Annotated in this window: 23 protein-coding genes and 1 other RNA gene; 11 read left to right on the top strand and 13 right to left on the bottom strand. The window is 62.2% G+C overall.

Annotated features, from left to right (window positions below):
- Positions 1-45 precede the first annotated feature (45 nt).
- The 4 genes from dbpA (at position 46) to rnk (ending at position 4,049) form a co-directional block, all read left to right on the top strand.
- Positions 46-1,425: an ATP-dependent RNA helicase DbpA gene (gene dbpA / locus BR71_RS01255; RefSeq protein ID WP_043631945.1), complete on the top strand. Its 1,380-nt coding sequence runs from the start codon at positions 46-48 to the stop codon at positions 1,423-1,425.
- A 66-nt stretch (positions 1,426-1,491) separates the two neighbouring features.
- Positions 1,492-2,319, top strand: coding sequence for a type I methionyl aminopeptidase (map, locus tag BR71_RS01250; protein WP_254894682.1), 828 nt, complete (start codon positions 1,492-1,494; stop codon positions 2,317-2,319).
- Between the two features lie 156 nt (positions 2,320-2,475).
- Positions 2,476-3,333: a flagellin N-terminal helical domain-containing protein gene (locus BR71_RS01245; protein ID WP_043590542.1), complete on the top strand. Its 858-nt coding sequence runs from the start codon at positions 2,476-2,478 to the stop codon at positions 3,331-3,333.
- 311 nt (positions 3,334-3,644) lie between these two features.
- Positions 3,645-4,049, top strand: coding sequence for a nucleoside diphosphate kinase regulator (gene rnk, locus BR71_RS01240; RefSeq protein ID WP_043590541.1), 405 nt, complete (start codon positions 3,645-3,647; stop codon positions 4,047-4,049).
- A gap of 60 nt (positions 4,050-4,109) precedes the next feature.
- On the opposite strand, the gene BR71_RS01235 is transcribed toward rnk, so the two are convergent.
- From BR71_RS01235 to dnaB, 3 genes are all read right to left on the bottom strand, one after another.
- Complete coding sequence (locus BR71_RS01235) at positions 4,110-4,718, bottom strand: alpha/beta hydrolase (RefSeq protein WP_043631482.1); 609 nt, start codon at positions 4,716-4,718, stop codon at positions 4,110-4,112.
- The gene (locus BR71_RS01230) at positions 4,718-5,026 is read right to left on the bottom strand and encodes a (2Fe-2S) ferredoxin domain-containing protein (RefSeq protein WP_043590538.1); all 309 of its coding nucleotides are present in this window, start codon (positions 5,024-5,026) and stop codon (positions 4,718-4,720) included. The genes BR71_RS01235 and BR71_RS01230 overlap by 1 nt, the downstream gene beginning before the upstream one ends.
- 164 nt (positions 5,027-5,190) lie before the next feature.
- Positions 5,191-6,600, bottom strand: a complete 1,410-nt coding sequence (dnaB, locus tag BR71_RS01225) for a replicative DNA helicase (protein ID WP_043590536.1) — start codon at positions 6,598-6,600, stop codon at positions 5,191-5,193.
- 157 nt (positions 6,601-6,757) lie between these two features.
- Between dnaB and BR71_RS01220 the strand changes: the two genes are divergently transcribed.
- Positions 6,758-7,096, top strand: coding sequence for a nuclear transport factor 2 family protein (locus tag BR71_RS01220; protein WP_043590535.1), 339 nt, complete (start codon positions 6,758-6,760; stop codon positions 7,094-7,096).
- 120 nt (positions 7,097-7,216) lie between these two features.
- On the opposite strand, the gene BR71_RS01215 is transcribed toward BR71_RS01220, so the two are convergent.
- Entirely contained in the window at positions 7,217-8,389 is a 1,173-nt protein-coding gene (locus BR71_RS01215) for a BaiN/RdsA family NAD(P)/FAD-dependent oxidoreductase (RefSeq protein ID WP_043590534.1), read from the bottom strand.
- Between the two features lie 118 nt (positions 8,390-8,507).
- Here BR71_RS01215 and BR71_RS01210 point away from each other — a divergent pair, with 118 nt between their 5' ends.
- Entirely contained in the window at positions 8,508-9,092 is a 585-nt protein-coding gene (locus tag BR71_RS01210; protein WP_019100123.1) for a superoxide dismutase, read from the top strand.
- A gap of 59 nt (positions 9,093-9,151) precedes the next feature.
- Here BR71_RS01210 and BR71_RS01205 read toward each other — a convergent pair whose 3' ends face one another.
- Genes BR71_RS01205 through BR71_RS01195 form a run of 3 tightly spaced genes read right to left on the bottom strand, consistent with a single transcriptional unit; the run spans position 9,152 to position 12,715 of the window.
- Positions 9,152-10,765, bottom strand: coding sequence for a GMC family oxidoreductase (locus BR71_RS01205; RefSeq protein WP_043631479.1), 1,614 nt, complete (start codon positions 10,763-10,765; stop codon positions 9,152-9,154).
- Positions 10,762-11,286: a hypothetical protein gene (locus tag BR71_RS01200; RefSeq protein WP_052370239.1), complete on the bottom strand. Its 525-nt coding sequence runs from the start codon at positions 11,284-11,286 to the stop codon at positions 10,762-10,764. Before BR71_RS01200 ends, BR71_RS01205 begins: the two co-directional genes overlap by 4 nt.
- A gap of 1 nt (position 11,287) precedes the next feature.
- The gene (locus BR71_RS01195; RefSeq protein WP_043631476.1) at positions 11,288-12,715 is read right to left on the bottom strand and encodes a coniferyl aldehyde dehydrogenase; all 1,428 of its coding nucleotides are present in this window, start codon (positions 12,713-12,715) and stop codon (positions 11,288-11,290) included.
- A 102-nt stretch (positions 12,716-12,817) separates the two neighbouring features.
- On the opposite strand from BR71_RS01195, the gene BR71_RS01190 reads away from it, so the two are divergent.
- Entirely contained in the window at positions 12,818-14,002 is a 1,185-nt protein-coding gene (locus BR71_RS01190) for a vWA domain-containing protein (protein WP_043631473.1), read from the top strand.
- Positions 14,003-14,160: 158 nt separating this feature from the next.
- Entirely contained in the window at positions 14,161-14,295 is a 135-nt protein-coding gene (locus BR71_RS24920) for a hypothetical protein (protein ID WP_279625721.1), read from the top strand.
- Between the two features lie 76 nt (positions 14,296-14,371).
- Here the strand turns inward: BR71_RS24920 and BR71_RS01185 are convergent, their stop codons facing one another.
- From BR71_RS01185 to BR71_RS01170, 4 genes are all read right to left on the bottom strand, one after another.
- Entirely contained in the window at positions 14,372-17,278 is a 2,907-nt protein-coding gene (locus BR71_RS01185; protein ID WP_244269576.1) for a DNA translocase FtsK, read from the bottom strand.
- A gap of 190 nt (positions 17,279-17,468) precedes the next feature.
- A complete protein-coding gene (locus tag BR71_RS01180) occupies positions 17,469-17,816 on the bottom strand; it encodes a hypothetical protein (RefSeq protein ID WP_043631470.1) in 348 nt (115 codons plus the stop codon).
- 223 nt (positions 17,817-18,039) lie between these two features.
- Positions 18,040-18,666, bottom strand: a complete 627-nt coding sequence (locus tag BR71_RS01175; RefSeq protein ID WP_043631467.1) for a YbhB/YbcL family Raf kinase inhibitor-like protein — start codon at positions 18,664-18,666, stop codon at positions 18,040-18,042.
- 96 nt (positions 18,667-18,762) lie between these two features.
- Entirely contained in the window at positions 18,763-19,962 is a 1,200-nt protein-coding gene (locus tag BR71_RS01170) for an amino acid aminotransferase (protein WP_275888035.1), read from the bottom strand.
- A gap of 222 nt (positions 19,963-20,184) precedes the next feature.
- Between BR71_RS01170 and BR71_RS01165 the strand changes: the two genes are divergently transcribed.
- A complete protein-coding gene (locus BR71_RS01165; protein WP_043631460.1) occupies positions 20,185-20,463 on the top strand; it encodes a hypothetical protein in 279 nt (92 codons plus the stop codon).
- 203 nt (positions 20,464-20,666) lie between these two features.
- Here BR71_RS01165 and BR71_RS01160 read toward each other — a convergent pair whose 3' ends face one another.
- Together BR71_RS01160 and argE are read right to left on the bottom strand one after the other, a co-directional pair.
- Positions 20,667-22,055: a sodium-dependent transporter gene (locus BR71_RS01160; RefSeq protein ID WP_052051967.1), complete on the bottom strand. Its 1,389-nt coding sequence runs from the start codon at positions 22,053-22,055 to the stop codon at positions 20,667-20,669.
- Between the two features lie 185 nt (positions 22,056-22,240).
- Positions 22,241-23,413, bottom strand: a complete 1,173-nt coding sequence (gene argE / locus BR71_RS01155; RefSeq protein ID WP_043631457.1) for an acetylornithine deacetylase — start codon at positions 23,411-23,413, stop codon at positions 22,241-22,243.
- Between the two features lie 159 nt (positions 23,414-23,572).
- Between argE and ffs the strand changes: the two genes are divergently transcribed.
- Together ffs and BR71_RS01150 are read left to right on the top strand one after the other, a co-directional pair.
- An RNA gene (gene ffs / locus BR71_RS23245) (signal recognition particle sRNA small type) lies at positions 23,573-23,671 on the top strand.
- Positions 23,672-23,942: 271 nt separating this feature from the next.
- Entirely contained in the window at positions 23,943-24,266 is a 324-nt protein-coding gene (locus BR71_RS01150; RefSeq protein WP_019100137.1) for a helix-turn-helix domain-containing protein, read from the top strand.
- Positions 24,267-24,324 lie beyond the last annotated feature (58 nt).

Below are 24,324 nucleotides of genomic sequence, written 5' to 3'. Positions count from 1 at the left end.
GGCCTGTTACACTCGCAGCCCGATACCGTAATACGCCAAGTCATTGTGAAAAAAGCCGCTTTCTCTATCCTGCCCCTGCCCGCCGCCCTATTGTCCAATCTGGACAGCCTGGGCTACCACAGCATGACCGCCATCCAGGCCGCCAGCCTGCCGGCGATCCTGGACGGCCAAGACCTGATCGCGCAGGCCAAGACCGGCAGCGGCAAAACAGCGGCTTTTGGGCTGGGCATCCTCGCGCGACTGAATCCGCGCTGGTTTGGCGTGCAGGCACTAGTGCTCTGCCCTACCCGCGAACTGGCCGACCAAGTGGCGCAGGAAATCCGTCGGCTGGCGCGCAGCATAGACAATGTAAAAGTAGTGACCCTGACCGGCGGCAGCCCGATGGGACCGCAGATTGGCTCGCTGGAGCATGGCGCCCACATCGTGGTGGGCACCCCTGGCCGGCTGCAGGACCACCTCTTCCGCGGCTCGCTGAATCTGTCCGGCGTCGGCACCCTGGTGCTGGACGAGGCCGACCGCATGGTGGACATGGGCTTTATCGAGGAAATCGTCGGCATCGTCCGCGCCTGCCCGCGCCAGCGCCAAACCTTGATGTTCTCCGCCACCTACCCGGAAGACATCCGCAAGATCAGCGCGCAATTCATGCGCCGCCCGCAGGAAATCCAGGTGGAGTCGCTGCACGGCGGCGAACGCATCGAACAATGGTTCTACAAGATCAAGCCGGAACAGCGGCTGGAAACCGTCACCACTATTCTGCAACACCTGCGTCCGACTTCCGCGTTGGCCTTCTGCAACACCAAGGAACGCTGCAAGGAGCTGGTTCGCGACCTGCAGGCCCGCGGCTTCAGCGCGCTGGCGCTGTACGGCGACCTGGAGCAGCGCGAACGCGACCAGATCCTGCTGCGCTTCGCCAACAAGAGCGCCACCGTGCTGGTGGCCACCGACGTGGCCGCGCGCGGCCTGGACATCAAGGAACTGGACCTGGTAATCAACGTCGACGTCACCCACGACCCGGAAATCCACATCCATCGCATCGGCCGCACCGGCCGCGGCGAGTCGATGGGCCTGGCGCTGACCTTGGCCGCCGACAACGACGACAAGCGGCTGGCGCTGATTGAAAGCTATCAGCAGGCGCCGCTGACCTGGGCCAAGCTGGACCAGCTGACCCCGGCCCCTGGCGGTCCACTCCTGCCGCCCATGGTCACGCTGGAGATCGCCGGCGGCAAGCGTGAAAAGCTGCGCCCCGGCGACATCCTCGGCGCGCTGACCGGCGATGCCGGCTTTGCCGGCGCCCAGATAGGCAAGATCAATATCTTTGAATTCGCCAGCTTCGTGGCGCTGGACCGCTCCATCGCCGAGCAAGCGCTGGAGCGCTTGTCCGCCTGCAAGATCAAGGGCAAGCAGTTCAAGATGCGCCTGATTTGAACGCCAACGCGCCCCCGGCCCGACAAGCACTGCCGGGCCGGGGGCGTTTTTGCTAGAATACGTCTCATTAGCCGCAGACACGCACATCACCAGAATCCCATGAGCATCCAACTAAAAACCGCCCAAGACATCGAAAAGATGCGGATTGCCGGCCGCCTGGCGTCGGAAGTCCTCGACTACATCACCCCCTTCATCAAGCCCGGCGTCACCACCGAAGCCATCGACAAGCTCTGCCACGACTACATCGTCAATGTGCAGGGCGCGATCCCGGCGCCGCTGAACTACGCGCCGGACGGCCACAATCCGTATCCCAAATCGGTATGCACCTCGGTCAACCACGTGATTTGCCATGGCATCCCGAACGACAAGCCCCTGAAAAGCGGCGACATCATGAATCTGGACGTCACCGTGATCAAGGACGGCTACCACGGCGACACCAGCCGCATGTACCACGTGGGCAACGTCAGCGAACATGCCCGCCGCCTGTCCCGCGTCACCTATGAATGCATGTGGCGCGGCATCGACAAGGTCAAGCCGGGCGCCACGCTGGGCGACATCGGCTACGCCATCCAGCAGCACGCGGAAAACTCCGGTTACAGCGTGGTGCAGGAATTCTGCGGCCACGGCATCGGCACAAAATTCCACGAAGAACCGCAAGTACTGCACTACGGCCGCCCCGGCACCGGGCTGGAATTGCAGGCCGGCATGATCTTCACCATCGAGCCGATGATCAACCAGGGCAAACGCCATCTGCGCATGCTGGGCGACGGCTGGACCGTGGTCACCAAGGATCGCAGCCTGTCGGCGCAGTGGGAACATACCGTGCTGGTCACCGACAGCGGCTACGAAATCCTGACTCAGTCCGCCGGCACGCCGCCCAAGCCCGGCAAATAAAAGAAATGCTCAATCATCAGCCCGGCGCCGCCGGGCTTTTTCACGCCCATGCCCGCGCCATCGGACGCGAAGCGAATTTACCCGCAACCCGGCTTGCCCTGCCCCGCGCGGTTTCTTACACTGAAGAAGTGAAACCACATCCAGCGGGAGCCGGCCATGGCACTGACCATCAATAGCAATCTGAGCGCGCTGCAGGGGCAGAACCAGCTGAACCAGACCCAGAAAGCCAAAGACAAGCTGCTGGCCCAACTCTCGGCCGGTAAAACCACCGACAACGCCGCCAACAACCCGGCCAACGCCGCCATCTCGGAAGCGCTGCTAGCCCAGATCAACGGCAACAATCAAGCGATCAACAACGCCAACGACGGCATCTCGCTGGCTCAGACCGCCGACGGCGCTCTCAACCAGCTACAAAGCAATACCCAGCAGATCCAAGAGCTGGCGATTCAGGCCGGCAACGGCGCGCTCAGCGCCAGCAATCGCCAGGCGTTGCAGCAGCAAGTCGACCAACTGACCCAGGCCAATTCCGCCATTGTGCAAAGCACCGAATTCAACGGCACCCCTTTGCTGAACAGCAACGCCACCACCACCTTTCAGGTGGGCCCCAACGGCAGCGCGGACAACCAAGTGAACATATCCGGCGTCAATCTGGCCGCCGCGCCGGCCAGCGGCGGCTTGAACAGCTACAACGCCAATCTGAACGCCACCGGCACCATAGACATCAGCACCCAGGCCGGCGCGCTGGCCGCGCAGCAAAGCACCAACACCGATCTGAACACCTTGGCCAATACCCGCAGCACCCTGGGCTCGATCAGCAACCGTTTCGAGGCCAGCATCAACAACCTGCAAACCGCCTCGGTCAACACCGCCGCCGCCAATAGCCGTATCAGCGACACCGACTTCGCCGCCGCCACGGCGCAACTGGCCGCCAAGCAGATACTGGGCCAGACCGGCCTCGCCGCCCAGGCACAGGCCAATATCGGTCCCCGCGCGGCGCTATCGCTGCTGGGCTGAACGCTTAGAGCCTGTTTACGATCTCGCGAGCAAGGGCGAGGCAAGGCGGAAATGGCTGAGAAAGCGGAATGTACACACGGCACATGAGCATTTTGAAGACGGTTTCAACGCCCTATCGCCGAGATGCAGCAGGTTGCAAACAGGTTCTTACGCCGCATTACAAGCCCGGCCCAAAGCCCAGTATTCCTGGCGATTGAGCCGCCAAGCCTTGTTACACGCGGTTACAAGCGATATCATTGGCACACACGCTTTTCGCGCACTAAATCATCGGGCACCCTGCGGTGCCCTTTGTCTATCTGAAGGAGTTGCATATGTCGACAAGCCCGGCCATCACGGTGTCCTCTTTGGACTATGAGCGCCTCGCCGCGCTGCTGGAGGATTGCGAGAGCGGCCACCCCACCGCGGCCGCGCTGGAAGCCGAGCTGGAGCGCGCCGATGTGGTGGAGCCCTCCGCCATGCCCGCCGGCATCATCACCATGAACAGCTGCGCGCGGGTCAAGCTGGACGACGCCCAGGAAAAAACCCTGACCCTGGTCTACCCCCGCGAAGCGGACAGCGAACAGGGCAAGATCTCGGTGCTGGCGCCCATTGGCGCCGCCTTGCTGGGTCTGTCCGTTGGCCAAAGCATCGACTGGCCAACGCCGGCCGGCAGCATCCGCCTGAAGGTGCTGGAAGTCACCTACCAGCCAGAAGCCGCGGGCGAACTGCACCGCTGATAAAAAAAACCGGCCATCGCATGGATGACCGGTTTTTTTGCGCCGGAGCCTGGCGACGCCTTACCAGCAGCGTTGAATCGTTTGCGCCAACTGCACCAGCCGGCCATGGAAGAAATGGCCCGCACCGGGAAACACCACGACCGGCAAGCCTTGCGGCCGGGCCCAATCCATCACCGCAGCCAGCGGAATCACCTCATCCTCCTCACCGTGAATCACCAGCGTGTCGGCCGGCACCTCCGGCGTAGGCGTCTCGTACTTACCCACCGCCACGCCCATCAGCAGTAATTTATCCGCCTCAATGCGCGCGCGGGTGCGCGCGGCGACAAAGCCGCCAAAGGAAAAACCCGCCAAGGCCAAGGGAAGGTCGCCTTGCTCGCGGCGAGCATGATCCACCACCGCAATGACATCCTCCACTTCGCCGATACCGTAATCGTGCTGCCCTTCGCTATCGCCCACGCCGCGCAGATTCGGGCAATAGCAGACATAGCCCAGCTGCGACAAGGCCTTGGCCGCGGTCTGCACCACCTTGTTGGTGTTGGTGCCGCCCTGCAGCGGGTTAGGATGACAGATGACCGCGACACCGCGCGTCTCACCCTGTGCAGCCACCACGATGGTTTCCATGCCCCCGGCCGGACCGGCCACCACTTGCTTGTTCATTGCCTTCAACATCAGATCTTCAACCTTTCCACCACGCGCCCGCCCACCATATGCTCGGCGACAATTTCGTCGATGTCTTCCTTATCGACGAAGGTGTACCAAGTTTCTTCCGGGTACACCACCATCACCGGGCCGTCGTCGCAACGCCCAAGACAGCCGGCCTTGTTGACGCGGATCTTGCCCTCGCCGGCCAGGCCCAGCGCCTTGACCTTGTCCTTCATGTAGCCCAGCAGTTCGCTGGAACCATGATTGTTGCAGCAATCCTCGCAGCCGGCGCGCTGATTGCAGCAAATGAATACATGCTTGTCGAAAAAGCTCATCAGTATCTCTCGTGAACAGATTCTTAGAGCCTGTTTACGATCTCGCGGGCAAGGGCGAGACAAGGCGAAAACGGCTGAGAAAGCGGAGTGTACACGCGGTACATGAGCAATTCGAAGCGGTTTTCAACGCTGTATCGCCGACGCGCGGCAGATCGTACAGGTTCTTAGGAGTCGCTATCGGCCCAGCCGCTAACCCCCAAGGTAGCGGCATTGTCAAACTTGGCGTACTTGCCGACAAAGGCCAGCCGCACCGCGCCGGTAGGGCCGTTACGGTGCTTGCCGATGATGGCCTCCGCCAAGCCCTTCACTTCCTGATTCTCAGGGTTGTAATACTCTTCCCGGTACATGAAGACGATCAAGTCGGCATCCTGCTCGATGGCGCCGGATTCCCGCAAGTCCGACATCATTGGCCGCTTATTGGGGCGCTGCTCCACCGCACGAGACAGCTGGGACAACGCGATCACCGGCACCTGCAGCTCCTTGGCCAGGCCTTTCAGGCCACGCGAAATCTCGCCCAGCTCGGCGGTACGGTTGTCGCCGCGGCCCGAGCCCGACATCAGCTGCAAGTAGTCGATCACGATCAAGCCCAGTTTGCCGCCGTGCTGGCGCGCCAGACGGCGCGCGCGGGCACGCACTTCCAGCGCGGTCAGCGCCGCGGTTTCGTCGATGTACATCGGCGCCTCGGACAGCTTGCCTATCGCGTAAGTCAGCTTCTGCCAGTCGTCGTCGCCCAGTTTGCCGGTGCGCAGCGTATGCTGATCCAGCCGCCCCACCGAACCCAGCATACGCATCACCAGCTGCGCGCCGCCCATCTCCATCGAGAACACCGCCACCGGCAGATGCTGCTCCACCGCCACGTGCTCGGCGATATTCATCGAGAACGCGGTCTTGCCCATGGACGGACGACCGGCGACGATGATCAGATCACCCGCTTGCAGGCCCGAGGTCTTGGCATCCAAATCGATGAAGCCGGTGGGCACGCCGGTGACCTCGTCCGGGTTCTCTCGGCTATAGAGCATGTCGATACGCTCCACCACCTCTTTCAACAGGCCAGGCATCTCCAGGAAGCCCTGCTTGGCCTTGGCGGTGGATTCGGCAATCTGAAACACCTTGCCCTCGGCTTCGTCCAGCAGCTGGGAGGCGTCGCGCCCCATCGGCGCGTAGGCGGCCTCTGCGATCTCAGTGCCCACCTGCGCCAGCTGGCGCATGATGGAGCGTTCGCGCACGATCTCGGCGTAGCGGCGGATATTGGCGGCGGACGGCGTGTTTTGCGCCAGCGTGGCCAGATAGGACAGGCCGCCGATATTGCCCAGCTCGCCGTTCTTGTCCAGGCTTTCGGAAACGGTGACCACGTCGGCCGGACGCGCCAGTTCCACCAGCTTGGCCACATGTTTGTAGATCAACCGGTGGTCATGGCGATAAAAGTCCGCCTCGGACACTACGTCGGCGATCTTGTCCCAGGCGCTGTTGTCCAGCAACAAGCCGCCCAGCACCGATTGCTCGGCTTCAATCGAATGAGGCGGCGTGCGAATCGCCGCCATCTCGCTGTCAAAATTCTCGTACGATTCAGTCATGTAGACTCGGAGTGATGGTGCGGACTAGCCGCGCGAATAAAGCAAGCCTGGATCAGGCAAAAACCGGATTTTAACCCGAAACCGTCGCTGGCTGAGCATGCGTTGACAAGCCCCCCGCGCGGCCCCAGCATCGAAAGCTCATTCCACAGGAGCAATCATGACGCCCGCCACCCTCGTCCAACAGCAACTCGACGCCTACAACCAACGCCAGCTGGAAGGCTTTCTCGCCGTGTACGCCGACGACGTGACGGTGTACCGGCTGCCCGGCGCGGAGCCCAGCCTGCGCGGCAAAGCCGCTCTGGGCGACTTCTACGCCACCCAACGCTTCACCCTGCCCGGCTTGCACGCGGAGCTGGTCAAACGCATCGAGTTCGGCAACAAGGTGATCGACCACGAACGCGTCAGCGGCGTTGCCGAGCAGCCCTTCGAGGTGGCTGCCGTTTATGAAATCATTGACGGCAAGATCCAGAACGTGTGGTTTCTGGCGGCGGACTAAGAACCTGTTTGCGATCCGCTGCGCGTCGGCGATACGGCGTTGAAAACTGCTTCGAAATGCTCATGTACCGTACGGCAAGTCGGCGCAGCGCAGCATCAGGGGTTTATCAGCCACTCTAAGTCAGCAATGCATCCCGGCCACATAGCCCGACGACCAGGCCCACTGGAAATTGTAGCCGCCCAGCCAGCCGGTGACATCGACGACTTCGCCAATGAAGAACAGGCCGGGCACCGCGTTGGCCATCATGGTCTTGGACGACAAGGCTTTGGTAGACACCCCGCCCAGCGTTACCTCGGCCTTTTTGTAGCCCTGAGTGCCGTTAGGCTTGACGCGCCAGCCGTGCAACCGCTCCGCCAACTGCAGGCGCTGCTTGGGCGATAAATCCTTCAGCCGCTTATTGCATCCTTCGCGCTCCAGCCAGGCCTCAGCGAAGCGCTTGGGCCAGCCGAACTCGGCCAGCGCGTTGGAAATCAATTGCTCGCTGCCGGCCTTTTGTTCCAGCCAAGAGGCCGCGTCCGCATCCGGCAGCAAATCCAGCTCAAGGGTCATGCCAGGCTGCCAATAAGACGACACTTGCAGGATGGCCGGCCCGGACACGCCTTTGTGAGTGAACAACACGTTCTCGCGGAAACGACCCTTGCCGGCCCGCGCCTCCACCTCCAGCGACACGCCGGCCAGCGGCGCGAACGCTTCCGCGTCCTCCACGTGGAAGGTCAGCGGCACCAGGGCCGGCGTCAGAGGCGTCAGTTCCAGGCCGAACTGCTCGGCCAGCTGGTAGCCGAACGGCGTCGCGCCGATCTGCGGAATCGACAAACCGCCGGTGGCCACCACCAGCGAGGCCGCTCGGAAACAGCCGGCGCCGGTGTCCAAGACGAAGCCGTCCGCTTCTCGACTCACTTTCAGAATCTGCGTTTCCATGCGCCTATCCACCCCGCCCAGCCGGCACTCTTCGTCCAGCATCGCGATGATGCGCTCACTGCCGTCGTCACAGAACAGCTGCCCCAGCTTCTTCTCGTGATAGCCGATACCGTGGCGCTCCACCATGGCGATGAAATCCTGAGGCGTGTACTGCGCCAGCGCCGAGCGACAGAAATGGGGATTGGCGGACAGATAACAGTCGAAACGGGCGTGGAGATTAGTGAAATTGCAGCGGCCGCCGCCGGAAATGCGAATCTTCTCCGCCAGCTTGCGCGCGTGGTCCAGCAACAATACGCGCCGGCCGCGCTGGCCGGCCGTGGCCGCGCACATCAGGCCGGCGGCGCCGGCCCCGATGACAATAACATCATACTGCAATGGCGTTCATCCTTACTTTACTTTTTTAGTCAACTATTGGCGACCAACGGCTTAATCCAGTAAACTTGCGGCTAAAGCATCCGCTTATGCGGCTTACTTTCTCAACAAGGAGAGCATAATGGAACACAAACTGCCGGAACTGCCGTACGCGCTGGACGCGCTTGCCCCGCACATTTCCAAGGAAACCCTGGAATTCCACTACGGCAAGCATCATCAGACCTACATCACCAACCTGAACAACCTGATCAAGGGCACCGAGTTCGAAAACGCCTCCCTGGAAGAGATCGTGAAGAAATCCTCCGGCGGCATCTTCAACAACGCGGCCCAGGTATGGAACCACACCTTTTACTGGCTGGGCTTCGCCCCCAACGCCGGCGAAGAGCGCAAGCCCACCGGCGCGCTGGCCGACGCCATCAACGCCAAATGGGGTTCCTACGACGAATTCAAGAAGGCCTTCACCCAAACCGCCATTGGCACCTTCGGCTCCGGCTGGGCCTGGCTGGTGAAGAACACCGACGGCTCGCTGGACCTGGTATCCACCAGCAACGCCGCCACCCCGCTGACCACCGACAAGAAGCCGCTGCTGACCTGTGATGTGTGGGAGCACGCGTATTATATCGATTACCGCAACAGCCGCCCGAACTATATGGACAGCTTCTGGAAGCTGGTGAACTGGGACTTCGTCGCCAAAAACTTCGCCTGATTCGTCGCTGCCTGGCAGCGACCTGCAAAAAGGGACCTCGCGGTCCCTTTTTTCTTGCCTCAGCCCCCCGCACCCCGCATGCGTTGCAGTAGCGCCGCCACTGAACGCAGCGCGAAAGCGTAAACGGACAACTGCGGATTGGCGCCGACGCTGCTGGGAAACACGGAGCCGTCCACCACGGTCAGATTGCCCAGCTGCCAATGCCGTCCCCACTCGTCCACCACCCCGGAATCCGCGTCGCCCGACATCGCCAGCCCACCCATCACATGAGCGCTGACCACCTTGGCCAGCAAGGGCTTGAGCTCCAGCCCCGCTATCGTTGTCCTAGCCTCACTCCAGCTACGGGCCAGGCCGGCCTGCTCGTGCACCGTCAGCACCTGCCGCGCGCCGGCCGCGAACTGAATCTCGGCCATGCTCAACCAGGCACGGCGCGCGCCCTCCCACACCACCTCGTTCAAGGGGTAGTCCAGCTCCGGCGAACCGTCGCCGCGCAAACGCACCTGGCCACCGCGGCTTTCCGAGTGGAAACCATCCCGCAACAAGGCCAGGGTCGCGTGCAGATGCGGCAAGCGACGCAGCAAAGCCGACTGCGCCGCGCCGAAACCCGGGAAAGTGATGCTGGCCAGCAAGGGATGGATGGGCGGCACTTCCAGCTTGTATCCCAAAGGGCCGTCCAAAGCATGCTCATGCATGAAGTGGTCGCTGTACACCGTCTGCGGCGCGCCGTTGAACGGCTCTACCGGCTCAGGCATCAGCGCCGCGGACAGCAGCACGGGGTGTAGAAAGGTCCGTGTCCCGGTATGACCTCCGGGATCGATCAGGCCGCTGCGCAGCAGGATGGCCGGCGAACCGATGGCGCCGGCGGCCAGCACCACCTGAGCCGCCGTCACCTTGAAACGACGTCCGGTTTCGCTCACCCCGTCCGCCGCCAGAAAGCGTCCTTCCAGCCCCTCCAGCCGAGTCCTGCCGGCATTGGCGCGCAAGCGGTCAACCCGCGCGCGGCTGATCAGCCTGGCGCCGTGTTCCAGCGCGGCGGGTATCGCCGTCACCAGCATCGACTGTTTGGCGTTGGTGGGACAGCCCATGCCGCAATAGCCCAGATTCCAGCAACCGCGCACATTGCGGCGGATACGCTTGTAGGCAATGCCCAAAGCCTCGCAACCGCGGGCCAGCACCGCGTTATTGGGATTCGGATCCGGCAGCCAGTCGGCGATGCCCAGCCTCGCCTCGGCCTGCTCGAACCACGGCCGCATCGTCTCCTCGCTGACGCCGCCCAGCCGGTGCCGCTCCCGCCACCAGCTCAAGGTGTCCGGCGGCGTGCGGAAGGAGCTGGTCCAGTTCACCACAGTACTCCCCCCAACAGCTTTTCCCTGCAAGATGGAAATCCCCTTGTCCGCTGTTTTACGACAGGCGGACTCCTGATACAGCTCAGGATAGGCCTTGGCTTCCAGCAGGCGGAAGTCTCGCGAGCTGTACAAACCACCTTCTTCCAGTAGCAATACATCCAGCCCGGCCGCGGCCAATTGCTCGGCCGCCATACCCCCGCCGGCCCCGCTGCCGACAATCACGACATCCGCCCGCAGTTCCAGATCAGGCAAGGTCGCGCCGTCCTGCGCCTTCCAGCCCGCGGCGACGCCGGCCGCCACCGGGTCGGGTATCGTCGCGCGGCTCACGGCAGCATCTCCATCACCGCCGCCGGCTGCCGATAGCCCAGTGCCGGCCAGCTAGCCGGATTGCCGTACCAGGCCGCGTTCAGCAATTGGTGCAAGGCCTGGTAACCACTACGCAACAAGGGAAACGCGCTGCCTCGCCAGCGCTGCAGAAAGGCGGCGACGTCCTCCGCCGACGCTTGCCTCCACGGCGTGGCCACGCCGGCGATCCAGCGCCGTCCCCAAGGGTTGCCAAGCAGGTCCAGCAACTGACGCAGCTCAGCCCGCATGGCGGGCGGCAAGCCGGCCACCGCGCGATCCACCCCGCGCACCACGTCCTCTGGCGGTGCGACGCCCGGGCCCAAGACGGCCGGGGCGATCGCCGCCAACAACTGCGCGTCCAGCAGCGTCAGGGCGCGTAATTTCAAGGACGCGACCCAGTCCTCCGCCGGGCCTTCCGGCTGCGGCGAGGCCAGCAAGGTGGCCAGCGCCAAAGCCACGGCGCCGCCCAGACCGGTTTTGAGCAACTCACGACGGCTCGGCATCTCAGCGCAACATCCATTTCAACAACCTCTCCACGCCGGCCCCGTAAGGCGCGCGCGTCAAGGCGGTGCCGGCCCAGCGGCTTTGCCGGAACACCGGCTTGAGCTTGGAAAACGCCATGAAGCCCTCCTTGGCGTGGCAATGCCCCATGCCGGACGGACCGACCCCACCGAAAGGCAGGTCCTCCTGCACCACCTGCAGGGCGATATCGTTGATCGCCACCCCGCCCGATACGGTTTCGCGCAAGGTCTTCTCGATGCGCAGCGCATCGTTGTCGAATAAATACAAGGCCAACGGCCGCGGCCGCGCGTTGACGTAGGCCAACGCCTCGTCGAACTTGTCGTAACTCAGCACCGGCAGAATCGGCCCGAAAATCTCCTCCCGCAGCAGGGTCGCGTCCTCCGGGCAGCCCAGCACCAGAGTGAGCGGGAATTTGCGGCTGGGCCGCCAGTCTTCCGCCGCCGGGTTAATCTGCTCCACCTCTGCGCCGGCCGCGCTCGCCTCTTCCAGCCATTGCAGCAGACGCTGGCAATGGCGCTCGTTGATGATGGCGCTGTAATCGGGATTGTCCGCCAAACTTGGGTACGCCCGGCGCGCCGCGCGGCGCAACTCTTCCAGCAAGGCCTCTCGGTCCTTATCGTTGACCAGCACATAATCCGGCGCCACGCAGGTCTGGCCGGCGTTCAACATCTTTCCGGCGACGATGGCCTCCGCCGCGTGGCGTAAATCGGCGCCCCTGGCGACGATCACCGGCGATTTTCCGCCCAGCTCCAGCGTCACCGGCGTCAGGTTCTCCGCCGCCGCGCGCATCACGTGACGACCCACCGAAGTCGAGCCGGTAAAGAACAAATGGTCGAATGGCAGCCGGGTGAAATCCTGCGCCAGTTGGGCGTCTCCATTGACCACAGCGATTACATCAGGCCCCAGATAGCGCTCGGTCAGGCGCTGCAGCAGCGCGCCGGTGGCCGGCGTGTATTCCGACATCTTCACCATGACCCGGTTGCCCGCCGCCAACGCTGACACCACCGGCCCTAGCGCCAAGAACAAGGGATAGTTCCATGGCACCACCACGCCGATGACGCCCAAGGGCTGCGGCATCACGCTATTGCCGGCCGGCTGGAACCACAGCGACACTCCGCGTCGCTCCGGCCGCATCCAGCGGCGCAGCCGTCGGCGCGCGTAACGTATGGCCTCCAGCGAGGGGAACAACTCAGCCAGCCTGGTTTCCACCGCGCTGCGATGACCAAAGTCTTGACTGATCGCGTCGACGAAAGCCTGGCGGTTCTCCTGCAACATGCTCTCCAGGCATTTGAGCCAATCCTGGCGAAGCTCCAGCGGCGGAAACGCGGAGGTCCGGCTGAGGCGATGCAGGCGGGAAAACTCCGCTTGCAGAAGATCATCCCGGCAAATGGGCATGGCGGCGGCATTCATTGTATTATCCCTAGGATAGCAGTATCCGAACGATTGTTTAGAGCCGTAGCTCTAAAACAAGAATATCATCGCCCACCCACGCTGTCACCCTCTTGCCGCGCCATGTTGATTGATTTTTTTTACGCCCTGCGCGACGCCGGCCTGCCGGTCACGCTGAAAGAATTCCTCACCTTGCTGGAAGCGTTGCAAAAGCGCGTCGCCTTTGGCGACGTGGACGCGTTCTACTATCTGGCGCGCACCACGCTCATCAAGGATGAAAAACACTTCGACCGCTTCGACCAGGTGTTCGGCAAGCATTTCAAAGGCCTGTCGCAGACACTGGACGAGCTGAAAACAGGCATTCCGGAGGACTGGCTGCGCAAACAGGTGGAAAAGCACTTGTCAGAAGAAGACAAGCGCCGGCTGGAAGCGCTGGGCTGGGAGCAATTGATGGACACCCTGCGCCAGCGGCTGCAAGAACAGCAGGAGCGACACCAGGGCGGCAATAAATGGATAGGCACCGGCGGCACCAGCCCCTTCGGCGCCTTCGGCTACAATCCAGCCGGCATTCGCATCGGTCAGCACGAATCGCGCCACCGTCGCGCGGTGAAGGTATGGGATCAACGCGAATTCCGCAATTTCGACGACTCGGTCGAACTGGGCACCCGTAATCTCAAGATCGCGCTGCGCCGGCTGCGCGAATTCGCCCGCGACGGCGCAGAGGAAGTACTGGACCTGGACGCCACCATCGCCGCCACCGCCGGCAAGGCCGGCATGTTGGACCTGCGCATGCAGCGCGAGCTGCGCAACGCGGTCAAAGTGCTGGTGCTGTTCGACATCGGCGGCTCGATGGACGATCACGTCAAGGCCTGCGAGGAGCTCTTCTCGGCGGTAAAGTCCGAGTTCAAGCATCTGGAGTATTTCTATTTCCACAACTGCGTCTACGAAGCCGTGTGGAAGGACAACGCCCGCCGCCACACCCAGACCTTCCCCACTTGGGACTTGATCCACACTTTCGGCTCCGATTACAAGCTGATCATCGTCGGCGACGCCACCATGAGCCCTTATGAAATCAGCTACCCCGGCGGCAGCGTCGAACACATGAACCAGGAAGCCGGCGAAATCTGGCTGCGCCGCCTGCTCGGCCACTTCAAACACGCCGCCTGGCTCAACCCGGTGCCGGAGGCGCACTGGGAGTACACCCAGTCGCTGCACATGCTGCGTCAGCTGATGTCCGGGCGCATGTACGGGCTGACACTGCAGGGCATCGATCAGGCCATGCGCGCGCTAAAGCGCAGCGCGCCTTGAATTTTAACTTTCCGACACAAATTATTACTTGAGCTTGCGGCGGCTTGTGTTCCAGAATGAAATCACAGGGGGCCGCCATAGACGAGTTTGCTTCCAGGCTTGTTCGCCGGCAATCGTCATCATCAATACTTCGTACTCAAGCCTCGGGGAGCCATGCCATGGAAATTTTGCTTTTATTCGCCCTCATCGCCGCTGTGGTCGTCGTCGCCAAGATGTTGAGCGGCCCGGTGGAAGACCAGGACCAACTGACTCCGATCCGCATCCGCAACGATCAGGACCAGCGCCGTCGCTGACCCCCGCCCAAAGCAGAAGAAAGGAAAAAGCGCGCCGCAACCGGCGCGCTTTTTCATTATGATCACACAGAGATTTTCACAGCTCGCGCTGCGGCACCAGCACCGTCCGGTTGCCATTGCTTTCCATCGGGCTGACGATGCCCGCGGCCTCCATTTCCTCAATCAGGCGCGCTGCGCGGTTATAGCCTATGCGCAGGTGGCGCTGCACAGAGGAAATCGACGGCTTGCGAGTGCGCATCACGATTTCAACCGCCTCGTCGTACAACGGATCACTCTCGCTGGCCGCCTGCGCCTTCGCCGTGGCGGCGGCTGACTCCTCCTCCGCCTCGCTCTCGCCGGTCAGCAACCCTTCCACATAATCCGGCTCGCCAAACTGCTTCAGATGCTCGACGACGGCATGCACTTCGTCGTCGGTGACGAAGGCGCCGTGCACGCGCTGCGGGTAGCCGGTGCCCGGCGGCAGGAACAGCATATCGCCCTGACCCAGCAAGCTTTCCGCCCCCATCTGATCCAGAATGGTGCGGCTGTCCACCTTGCTGGACACTTGGAAGGCGATCCGCGTCGGGATATTGGCCTTGATCAGGCCGGTGATCACATCCACCGACGGCCGCTGAGTCGCCAGGATCAAGTGGATGCCGGCCGCGCGCGCCTTCTGCGCCAAACGCGCGATCAACTCCTCGATCTTCTTGCCGGCCACCATCATCAAGTCGGCGAACTCGTCCACCACCACCACGATGAAGGGCAGCGCCTCCAAGGGCTCCGGCGTTTCCGGCGTCAGGCTGAACGGATTGCTGATGCGCTGACCCACGGCCTCGGCCTCGCGCACCTTGTCGTTGTAGCCGGCCAGATTACGCACACCCAGCGCGCTCATCAGCCGGTAACGGCGCTCCATCTCGCCCACGCACCAATTCAGCGCGTTGGCGGCCAGTTTCATATCAGTCACCACGGGCGCCAGCAAGTGAGGGATGTCGTTGTACACCGACAGCTCCAGCATTTTGGGATCTATCATGATGAAACGCACTTCGTCCGGCCGCGCCTTGTAAAGCATGGACAGAATCATGGCGTTGACGCCCACCGATTTGCCCGAGCCGGTGGTGCCGGCCACCAGTAGATGCGGCGCCTTGGCTAAGTCCATCGCCACCGGTTGGCCGGTAATGTCCTTTCCCAGCGCCAGAGTCAGACGCGATCGCGGTTGCTGGAATACCTCGGAGGAGAATATCTCGGACAAGCGGATCATCTGACGCTTGGGATTGGGCAGCTCCAAACCCATGCAAGTCTTGCCGGGTATGGTTTCCACTACCCGGATCGCCGCCAGGCCCAGCGCGCGCGACAAATCTTTCATTAGATTGACCACTTGGTTGCCGCGCACGCCTACCGCCGGCTCCACTTCGTAGCGGGTGATCACTGGGCCGGCGTAGGCGTCCACCACGCTGACCTTGACCTTGAACTCGGCCAGTTTCTCCTCGATGACGATGCCGCGTTCCAGCAGTTCCTCTTCCGAGCAAGTCACCGTCGCCTCGTCCGCAGGGCGCAACAAATCCAGCCCCGGCAAGCCGTAATCATCGTATACCGGCCGCGGCTTGGGCGGAGCCGGCTCGGCCGCCAGCTCCACATGCTGCTGCGCCTGTTGCGCCCAACTGCCGGACTCAGGCGCTGCGTCCCAAGGCAGCGCCTTCTCCGCCGGCACCTCATCCGGCGCCGCGGCGACGGGGGGCTCGATCAAAACCCAAGGCAGTGGCTTGGCGGCCAGTTGCTGCGCCGCGGCAGCCACCGACGGCGGCTCCGCCGGCACGCTCTCGCGCTGCACCACGGCCGGCTTTTCTTCGTCCTGCACCAGTACCGAACGGGTCTGCGGCCAGCGCCACGGCGCCGGCTCGGCAGCACGCGGCGCATCCGCCTCGGCAAAAACCGGGTCTGGCGTCCTTGCAGCCATGACAGCGGGCGGCGGCTCGGACGGGGGCGTCTGCGCCTCGGCCAAAACAGCGGTGTCGCGCGTCGTAGGCCTTGGCGCGGGCAAATCGACCGCAGCGGCGACTTCAGGCCCCGGCGACGCGTCGAACACGGGGTCGACAAACGCCTCTGGCTCCGGGCGCGTCGCATCCGGCGCGCTAGCAGCCGCCTCAAGTTCCACGGGCATCTCTGCAAGCATGTCGGGCATCTCGACAGCGGCGACAATTTCCGGCTCGGCCGGCGGCGCTGACGGCCTCGCTGGCGCCAACCAGCCGTGTTGAGCCGGCCGCGCGCTGGCTGGCAACTCATGCCGCACCACCGGGGGCGGCACGATTTGCGGCTCCGCCTCTTCCTGCGGCTTGACGGTCAGCGGACGCATGGCTGCCGGAAGGGGCGCGGCCATGCTTTTGCCGCGCTTGGAATGAATATGGCGCAACTGCTCTCGCACCTCGCTGGGCTCAATCATCGGCAAGGCGGACGCGCCCTGCTCCTTGATGCTCTGCGTCAGCACCCGGGAGGCCTGACGGCGGCGATAGTCCGACTGCAAATTATGTTGCAGCTCATGCAAGCCAATCACTGGCAGTTCCTTGGCCTGCGACTGATCCACCGACGGCTGCCGCACGCGCTTGCGATATTCTCGAGACAGTTCCAGCGTAGGCAACTCAGGCTTGGCTTGAGGCGGCGCAGTCTGTCGTTTCGGCAACACGATGGTTTCACGCTCGGGCATGGCCAAAGGCGCTTCACGCTCCGGGGAAGGCTGCGGCGCGGCGGGTCTTGCCGGCTCCGGCTCGGCGGCGGGAGCCGCTTCGCGGGACGCCGCCGGTTCGGTTCGCTGCCCGGTTCGGGACTCCGCTGCGCTCAATCCGGCGTCGGCCTCTTCAGCGAAGTAGTCCGGCTCATGACGCTCCGACGGCGACATGCCCAACAAGCGATCCAGCTTTTGGGTCCATTCGGACAAGACGACACGGCCGGTATACACCAGCCAAGCCAGCGCACCTAGCATCAACAGCAGCACACACAGCACAAACCACACAGTTCACAACCTCTGACGATGTCGAAAATTAACGGCCGAGCCCAAATCCAATGTCGGCCCGACTGCGGCGATTGTACCGTTTTTTATAGTGTTCGCGGCAGGCGCTCGTAGACGATGAATGCCCGTAAGTGAAAAAAATTAAGCCGCAGCGTGACGCGGCGGCTTAATTCCTGCTGACGGCGAAATCGGGCTAGGCGGCCAGTTGCAAGTACCCCTGCAGTTGGCCGTTGGCCAATAGGCGGCGCAGATGGCTGCCCGGCGTCGGTCCGGCGTAGGCGACGCCGGCCTGTTTGCAACGCAAAACCTGCCCAGTGGCCAAAGTCACAAGCTCCATTTCCAAGACCCAGGCTTGAACATCGTCCACGCCTTCAACCTCCGGCTCCAGCGTTGCGGTCAGGCGATAACGGCCATCGCCCGAATTCACATCCAACAAACCCATCAGCCCCAGATTGTTGCGCACATCGGCATCGTCCGCGTCAAAAGCCCCCGTCGCCAACACGGCGGCCGGCAGCTTGTCTTTAACAGTGTTTGCAACCATGACAGTTAATCCCCTTTGATGTTGTTATCGTTTGCCGCTTTTGGCCGGCCGCGGTTCAAAGCGCCGCATGGACGCGGCCGCCTAAGCAAATCAGCCGCGGAGACGGTAAACGCCGCAACATCATGCTGCATTTCATTGGCTCACTGCAATCCCTTGCCAGAAGCCTCTGCGTTGGGAGAGAGACAAACTGTCCTTTTTGCCACTTACTTACATTGCGGAACGGTTACAGCAAACGCGGATTCAGCGTATAGCGCCCGGTCAGGCTTGCAGATGCGAGCACATGGCCGTCGATGGCCGCCATGATGTTGGCCGGCGTCAGCGCCCCGGCCACCGGCAGGCTGGCCACGTCCAAAGCGTATACGGTGAAGACGTAGCGATGCTCCAGGCTGTCGTTCCACGGCGGGCAGGGACCATCGTAACCGTAATAGTCCCCCGCCATCGCCGCATCCCCGGCGAACCAACCGGTGTAGTCATTGACGCCGTGACGCAAACCGCCCGGGGCTCCCGGGCCGCTCTTGCCGCGCGCGACCACACCCGCGCTGTGGCCGCCCTCGGCGATCTCGTTCTGTCCTGCGGGGATATCCAATAGCAGCCAGTGGTAGAAGTCCACTCGCGGCAGATCCGCCGGCACTTCCCTCCCCTCCTGATTGACGTCGTCTCCGCATGACGGCACGTCCGGATCATGGCAGACCAACGCATACGAGCGCGTCCCCGCCGGCGCCCCGCTCCAGGTCAGATGCGGGTTGAGGTTGTCGGACAGCGCCACATGGCTGCCCGCGTCCGGCACGCAGAAGGCCAGGCGGCCCGGAATGCGTTCCCCGTCTTGAAAGCTGCGGCTGTGCAATTGCATGAATCTGCTCCTTGACTACGGCCGGCGATCGGCCGATTGAAAAAAAGCCCCGACAGGCGGGGCTTTGGCGATGCTTGATAACAAAACCGGCCAGGCTTAGCCCGCTTTCACCACCTGAGCGATGGCGGAAGCCACATAGGCCAGGTTCTTGCTGTTCAACGCCGCCAGGCAGATGCGGCCGGTGGATACGGCGTAGATGCCGAAGTCGGCGCGCAGGCGCTCCACCTGGGCCGCGCTCAGGCCGGTATAAGAGAACATGCCGCGCTGCTGGGCGACAAAGGAGAAGTCCTGAGCCACGCCTTCGGCCTTGATCGCCTCGACCAAGCCGACGCGCATCGCGCGAATGCGATCGCGCATGCCGGCCAGCTCGTCTTCCCACAGCTGGCGCAGTTCCGGATTGGACAGCACCGCGGCCACCACCGCGCCGCCGTGAATCGGCGGGTTGGAATAGTTGGTGCGGATCACACGCTTCAGTTGGGACAGCACGCGCGCGGACTCTTCCTTGCCGGCGGTGACGATGGACAAAGCGCCCACGCGCTCGCCGTACAACGAGAAGCTCTTGGAGAAGGAGCTGGATACGAAGAACTGCAGGCCGGAGGCCGAGAACAGGCGCACGGCCACGGCGTCGGCGTCGATGCCGTCGGCAAAGCCCTGGTAGGCCATATCCAGGAAGGGAACCAGGCCGCGTTCGCGGCAAACTTGCACCACCTCGGCCCATTGCGCGTCAGACAGGTCGGCGCCGGTGGGGTTGTGGCAGCAGGCATGCAGCACAATCACGGAACCGGCCGGCAGCTGCGCCAGGAAGGCGCGCATGCCGTCGAAATCGACGCCGCGGGTGGCCGCGTCGTAATACGGGTAGTTTTCCACTTCGAAGCCAGCGGACTCAAACAGCGCGCGGTGGTTTTCCCAGCTCGGGTTGCTGATGTAGACCTTGGCCGCCGGATTCAGGCGCTTCAGAAAGTCCGCGCCGATTTTCAAGGCGCCTGTGCCGCCCAAGGCCTGAGCGGTCACCACCTGCCCTGCCTTGATCAATTCGCTGTCCGCGCCGAACAACAGGTTCTGCACCGCGCTGTCGTAAGCCTGAGCGCCTTCGATCGGCTGGTAGCCGCGCGGCGGCATGGTTTCAAGACGAGCCTTCTCCGCGGCCTTCACCGCCGCCAGCAGCGGGATCTTGCCGTTGTCGTCGGAATACACGCCGACGCCCAGATTCACCTTAGTGGTGCGGGTATCGGCGTTGAATGCTTCGTTCAGGCCCAGGATAGGGTCGCGCGGCGCCAGTTCTACGGCGGAGAAGATCGAAGAGGTCATGCAAGGCTCCATTACTTTACGCAACAACCGGCCAAAAGCGCGCGCCCTGGCCGGCTGGACAAGAAAAACCGGATGGCCACAGTCTAACATGGAGAGCCGTTCTCCGGGCCGCCATCCGTCGCCGCAGCGTTTTGACAGCGCGACGCCCGGCCATTACCCTGACATTAGCCACCCAAGCATTCCGTTGCGGCAGCCACAGGAGCATGACTCATGAAAAAAGGCATCTTGCTGTTCTGGCCCTCCTTCATCATCGCCATCTTGGCGACTGGGGTATTCTTTTCCATTTTCGACCCTGCCGAGCTCAGTCTGCACGGCAAAATCCTCTTCAACGACAAACTCTCGGCCTACTCGGTATTTTTCCTGATTAGCTGGGCCTTCGGCGCGCTCAACACCAGCATTGTGCTGCTACTGGAAAAAAACGCCAGAGAAATAAATGGCTTCACGCCTCCGCCAGTGGTGATACCGGAAGACGACGTCGCCCAGCCCTGACCGTTTGCGCAAAAATGAAAAAGGAGCCTATTGGCTCCTTTTCTATTTGCGTTCCGCTCAGCATCCGAGGCGCGCCTGAGCCGCGGCTCAGAACGAGCCTGCGATCTCGCGAGCTAAGGCGAAAAAGACCGAGAAAGCGAATGCACGCGTGGAGCCGGTTTCAACGCCGTATCGTTGACACGCAGCAGATCGCAAACAGGTTCTCAGATCACGCCCAGGCCCTTGAGCATCACCACCAGAATCAACAGCGGCGACACATAGCGCAACACGAAGAACAGCGCCTTCAACAAGCCCTCGTTCTTCAGCTCGCCCTCATTGCTCAACGCCTGCTTCAACCGTTCGAAACCCCATACCCAGCCAACGAACAGGCAAAGGAAGATGCCGCCCAAAGGCATCAGCAGGTTAGAAGTCACAAAGTCGAACAGATCAAACAAGGTCATGCCGAAAGGCTTGAAGCCGGACAGCGTGCTGTTGGACAAGGCGCAGCCCGCCCCCACCAAGGCCAACAGCAGCAAATTGATCACCGTGGCCTTGACTCGGCTGATGCCGAAGCGTTCGCTGAAAACCGATACCGGCACCTCCAGGATGGACAGCATCGCGCCGGTGGCCGCGATCGCGGCCAGCACGAAGAAGGCCACCATGAACACATTGCCCAGCGGCATGCTGGCGAACACCGCCGGAATTGTGATGAACAACAGCGACGGCCCGGCCGCCGGCTCGAAGCCGAAAGCGAACACGGCGGGGAAAATGGCGATGCCGGCCAGAATGGAAACAAACAAATCCGCGCACATCACCCTGAATGTGGTGACGGGGATATTTTGATCATCGCGAAAATAACTGCCATAGGTGATCATGGTGCCCATGCCAATGGACAGCTTGAAGAAGGCCAAGCCCACGGCGGTCAGCACCACCGCGCCGCTGATCTTGGAAAAATCGGGGGTAAACAGGAAGTCCAACCCTTTGGCCGCGCCGGGCAGCATCAGGCTGCGCGCGCCGATCACCAACAACAGCAGGAACAACAAGGGCATCAGCTTCTTGGTCACCGCCTCAATGCCTTTGGACACACCCATCAGCAGAATGCCGCCGATCAACAGCAAAACCAGCCATTGCCACAGCAAGGACTGCAACGGATCGGAAATCAGCGCGCTGAACGCCTGCGAAGTGGCCTTGGGGTCGCTGGACAACAAGCCTCCGCCCAAGGATTTGAACACGTAGGCGAACACCCAGGCCGCCACTTCCGAATAGAAAGCCATAATCAGGAAGGCGGCCAGCACGCCGAAGGCGCTGATCAGCCACCACGGCTGGCCGGCGGGCGCCAGCGTCTTCATCGCCGTCACCGCATCGGTCTTGGCTTTGCGACCCAGCATGATCTCGGCGATCATCACCGGCAGGCCCACCAGCAATGTGGCCAGCACGTACACCACCAAAAAACCGGCGCCGCCATTGGTGCCGGTCAGATAAGGAAACTTCCAGATATTGCCGAGACCCACGGCGGAACCGAGAGTCGCAGCCAATACGCCAAAGCTGGAGGTGAAGCCGTCTCGCGACTTGGCCGCGCCTCCCTGCCGCACAGATCCCACGTTCTGACTCATTTATTTTTTCTTTCTGACAACCGCCGCGCCAACGCCCACAGCCCCTTTGGACCGGACGTTGAGCGACTTCTAACGCCACCATAAAACAAGCCCGCCTAAGGGATCCCCCTGGCGGGCAACTTGAGTGTTCGGCTTGTCGCCGGCAGCGATTTTGCTGCTATTCGGCCATCAGCGCAAAAAAATCTTCATGGTTTTTGCGCCAGCTCATCCCCTAAACGCCGCAACCAGGCCACGCACCGCTCCAGTTGTTCAATCTCGATGTATTCATCGGGCCGGTGAGCCTGTTCGATGTTGCCAGGCCCCAGCACCACGCAGGCGATGCCGGCCTCGCTGAACAGGCCCGCCTCGGTGGTGTAGGCAACGCCCTTGCCGCCGTCGCAGCCGCACAAGCGCGCCACGGTGCGGCGCACCTCGCTGTTTTCCGACGACTCGAAGGCCGGGCTGTACACCACCTGCTCAATCTCTATCTCCGCCTCCGGCGCCACCTCCCTCATCTCCAACAGCAAGGTGGCCGCGTAGTCCCTGACAGAGCTGACAAAACGCTCAGGTCCGTCGCCCGGCAGCCAACGGCACTCGAACATGAACTCGCAATCCTTGGGCACGATATTGCAAGCGGTGCCGCCATGGATGGTGCCAGTCTGCAAGGTGGTGAACGGCACATCATATAAGGCCTGGCGATGACCAAACGAAGCCTCCGCGTCGGCCAGCTTGCGAATATGGGTAATCAGTCGCGCCGCGAACTCGATAGCGTTGACGCCTTGCGGCGTTAGGGAGGAATGCGCCGCGCGGCCTTGGACCTTGCACAGAAAATGGGCGATGCCTTTGTGCGCGATCACCGGCTGCATGCTGGTGGGCTCGCCGACGATGCAGCCGGACACCTTCACTCCGTCCGCCGCTAATCGGTCTATCAGACGCCCCACGCCCAGGCAGCCGACTTCCTCGTCGTACGACAGCGCGATGCCTATGCCCTGCCTTAAACTTCCGCGCTGGGCCAGCTCGACAAACCAGGGCGCCAGCGACAGCACGCAGGCGATGAAGCCCTTCATGTCGGCTGATCCGCGGCCATACAGCCGCCCTTCTCCTTTGTCAGTCAAAACGAAGGGATCGCTGCTCCAGACCTGGCCATCCACCGGCACCACGTCGCTATGGCCGGACAAGACCACCAACGGCGTTTCGGGCGCGCCGATGCGGGCAAACAGATTGGCCTTGCCGCCATCGTCGTTAAAGGTCAACGTCGACTCCACGCCCAGTTTCAGCAGATAAGCGCGCACCCATTCGATCAGCTGCAAATTGGAATGCCGGCTGGTAGTGTCGAAGCGGACCAGTTCCGCCAACAGTTCTTGCGCTGATTGAGTCATTACACACTCCCACGCTTGCCGCGGTATTTGAGATAGATGCCGCCCAGTCTGCCTGTGCGGCCAAGCTTCGGCAACCAACGCCGCCCCAGCCCCAGCGACAAAAACGCACGTCGCGCTTGGCAAAACGACTGCTTATCGTTAGAATGCGTCTTCTCTTGAGGCGGGTCTCCCCGCATTGCGCGATAGCGAACCTGGTCAGGTCCGGAAGGAAGCAGCCACAGTTATTTAGCGCAAGTGCCGGGGGTCAGGCTCGCCGCCCCTCCCCTTTTTTTCAGTCTCAAACGCCAAAACGCTTTACAAAAAAGCGACCACACAGTATCTTTTCGCGTCTCGCCCTTCAAATCCCATTGTCCTTGACAATAAGAATCCACTAACATTGCAAAAAACGAAGTTGGCACTTAACGGAACTTCATGAACTTTTTTGCATCAGAATTATTCCTGATGGATTTTTTTTGCTATTTTTAGGGTGCAGGGCACGAAACCTAAAAAATATTAGAACCAATATTCTTTGATACTGAGAGGAACACTCATGAAACTGTTTGAAAAGATCCCCAACCCGCGTGAAATCCGCCGCAAGCTCGGCCTGAACCAGCAAGAGTTCTGGAGCCGCATCGGCGTGACCCAGTCCGGCGGTTCCCGTTACGAGAGCGGCCGCAACATGCCCAAGCCGGTGCGCGAACTGTTGCGCCTGGTTCACGTTGAGCAGATCGACTTGTCCAAGGTTCGTCGCGAAGACTTCGAAATCGTCGAGTACCTGAAGGAAACCCACCCGGACCTGTACAAGAGCCTGCGCAAAGCGGTTCGCACCAAGCTGGAAGCTCAGGACGGCAGCGTGGAAGCCACCGCTGCTTGATCCTCTTCCGCGAGGAAAGCCAGCCCGCAGCAATGCCGGCTGGCTTTATTTTTACCCT

Source organism: Chromobacterium haemolyticum DSM 19808 (assembly GCF_000711885.1).
GTDB classification, from domain to species: Bacteria; Pseudomonadota; Gammaproteobacteria; order Burkholderiales; family Chromobacteriaceae; genus Chromobacterium; species Chromobacterium haemolyticum.
This window is presented reverse-complemented; position numbering and strand designations above follow the sequence as displayed.